3 protein-coding genes are annotated in these 2,409 nt (G+C 52.3%); 2 read left to right on the top strand and 1 reads right to left on the bottom strand.

Features of this window, described 5'->3' with window-relative positions; all coding sequences use genetic code 11:
• Window positions 1-6 precede the first annotated feature (6 nt).
• Window positions 7-924, bottom strand: a complete 918-nt coding sequence (locus B9Z54_RS16385; protein ID WP_240189972.1) for an EAL domain-containing protein — start codon at window positions 922-924, stop codon at window positions 7-9.
• A gap of 206 nt (window positions 925-1,130) precedes the next feature.
• Here B9Z54_RS16385 and speE point away from each other — a divergent pair, with 206 nt between their 5' ends.
• Together speE and speB are read left to right on the top strand one after the other, a co-directional pair.
• Entirely contained in the window at window positions 1,131-1,970 is an 840-nt protein-coding gene (gene speE, locus B9Z54_RS16380) for a polyamine aminopropyltransferase (RefSeq protein WP_113929417.1), read from the top strand.
• On the top strand, window positions 1,967-2,409 hold a 443-nt coding region (gene speB, locus B9Z54_RS16375), incomplete at its 3' end, for an agmatinase (RefSeq protein WP_113929418.1). The genes speE and speB, both read left to right, overlap by 4 nt.

The raw sequence follows: 2,409 nt of genomic DNA, 5'->3' as shown, positions 1-2,409 counted from the left end.
ATTGCGTCAAAGCGCATAAGGGGACGGTTTACCGAAGTAAAAGCCTTGGGCGAGGTCGAATCCGAGCTCGCGACAAACGTCAACTTCTTCGGCGCGTTCGATGCCTTCGGCGAGGATGGTGATGCCCATCGAGCGGGTCAATTGCCGCACATTTTTCAAGAACGCTCGTTTCTCGGCGTCTTGATCGCAGAAAGAGATATATGACCGGTCGATTTTGACGTAGTCGGGCTCGAGCCGTTTCAACATATCGAGCGTCGAGAAACCGGCGCCGACATCGTCGAGTGCGACCTTCATGCCGCGCTTCTTGTATGTAGAGAACACGTGCTGCAAATGGGCGACGTCTTGCACTTTCTCTGTCTCGACGACCTCAAAGATGAAACGGTCGGGACTGAGTCCATACCGGTCGATGATTTCGAACGTGTGTTGCAGGCAGTAGTCCGGATTATAGATTGTCGACGGCAAGAAGTTGATGAACGTCTTCTCATGGGGCTCGACGGCGTGATACGTCGCTTTGATCGCTTCGGCGCGGGCCCGTTGATCAAGTTTCGAGTGAAGCCCGAATCGGTTCGCGGCCCGGAACAGTTCGCCCGGTGAGACGTTGTTCTGGCTTCTGAGAAGAGCCTCATAGCCGAACCGTTCTCCGGTGTCGAGATGGATAATCGGTTGCAAGTGGCTCTCGAAGTCACCGTGTTGAATCAATTCGATCGTGTCGCGGTTGGCGATTTGTTCGAGCAGATTCTGCGCCGAGATGATTGCGGTCTGACGTTTTGTCGCCAAATCGACACAGTACACATCTTCCTCGACAGTGGCGAGGTGCTCGGTCAATTCGTCGAATGATCCGTACGGATGAGGCTTGTCATTGACAACGACGAGGCCCCGTTCAAAAATGGGATGGTCGTGGAGCAGGCGGTACAAGGAGACCACATGGGATCCCTCCTCTCAAATGATAGAAGTACTCTCTCTTTACTTTATCGGACAAAACTCACATAAAACTCACACATCGAGGTAAATAAATAAAAAATCGTGCAAAATGGGTACAGTTTTTGTATACTTCCTATCGTATGAATAAGAAGCGCCTCAAAACGCCACTCGCATACGAACAACTTTTTGAACAGAAAGGGGTTCTATCGATGGACCAAAAATTAAAATTATGGTTTACGGAGCACCAGACAGAAGATTACGGGATTACGTTCCGTGTAAACCACGTTTATGAGAGCGAACAAACGGAGTTTCAACGACTAGAAATGGTCGAAACGGACGAGTTCGGAACAATGTTGTTGCTTGACGGAATGGTCATGACGACGGATAAGGACGAATTCGTCTATCACGAGATGGTGGCTCACGTCCCACTCTTCACGCACCCGAATCCGAAGCATGTGCTCGTTGTCGGCGGCGGAGACGGCGGCGTCATCCGTGAAATTATGAAACACCCATCAGTCGAAAAAGCAGTTCTCGTCGACATCGACGGGAAAGTCATTGAATATTCGAAGAAATACTTACCAAACATCGCAGGCGAACTCGACAACCCGCGCGTTGAAGTCATCGTCGGCGACGGTTTCATGCATATTGCCGAATCAGAGAACGAGTACGACGTCATCATGGTCGATTCGACTGAACCGGTTGGCCCAGCCGCCAACTTGTTCACGAAAGGCTTCTACGCCGGCATCTCGAGAGCGCTCAAAGACGACGGTATCTTCGTCGCGCAGACGGACAACCCATGGTTCACGCCAGAGCTCATCCAAACCGTTCAACGTGACGTGAAAGAGATCTTCCCGATCACGAAGCTCTATACGGCGAACGTACCGACGTATCCGAGCGGCATGTGGACGTTCACGATCGGTTCGAAGCAGTACGACCCGGAAACAGTGGCGCCGGAGCGTTTCCATGACATCGAGACGAAGTACTACACGCCGAAGCTTCACAATGCGGCGTTCGTCCTTCCGAAATTCGTGGAGGACTTGACGAAATGATTAAACGGTTCGATGAAGCCTATTCAGGCAAAGTGTTCATCGCGAGCCTTCCAGAAGTGACGGACGCGAAGACAGTCCTTTACGGCATGCCGATGGACTGGACGGTCAGTTTCCGCCCGGGCTCACGTTTCGGTCCGAACCGGATCCGTGAAGTCTCGATCGGACTCGAAGAATATAGCCCGTACCTTGATGGTGATTTGACGGAAGCTGCCGTCTATGACGCTGGCGACATCCCGCTTCCGTTCGGGAACGCGCAGAAGTCGCTCGATATGATCGAGTCGTTCGTGAAAGACGTCATCAAGGAAGGGAAGTTCCCACTCGGTATGGGTGGGGAACACCTCGTCACATGGCCGGTCATCAAAGCGATGCATGATGCGTATGGCGACGACTTCGTCATCTTGCACCTCGATGCACACACGGACCTCCGTGACGACTACGA

Source organism: Bacillus sp. P14.5 (assembly GCF_003316765.1).
Lineage (GTDB): Bacteria > Bacillota > Bacilli > Bacillales > Bacillaceae_B > Rossellomorea.
This window is presented reverse-complemented; position numbering and strand designations above follow the sequence as displayed.

Coding starts and splice junctions, on each gene's coding strand:
- speE (WP_113929417.1), top strand. CDS start 1,131: ATGGACCAAAAATTAAAATTATGGTTTACGGAGCACCAGACAGAAGAT.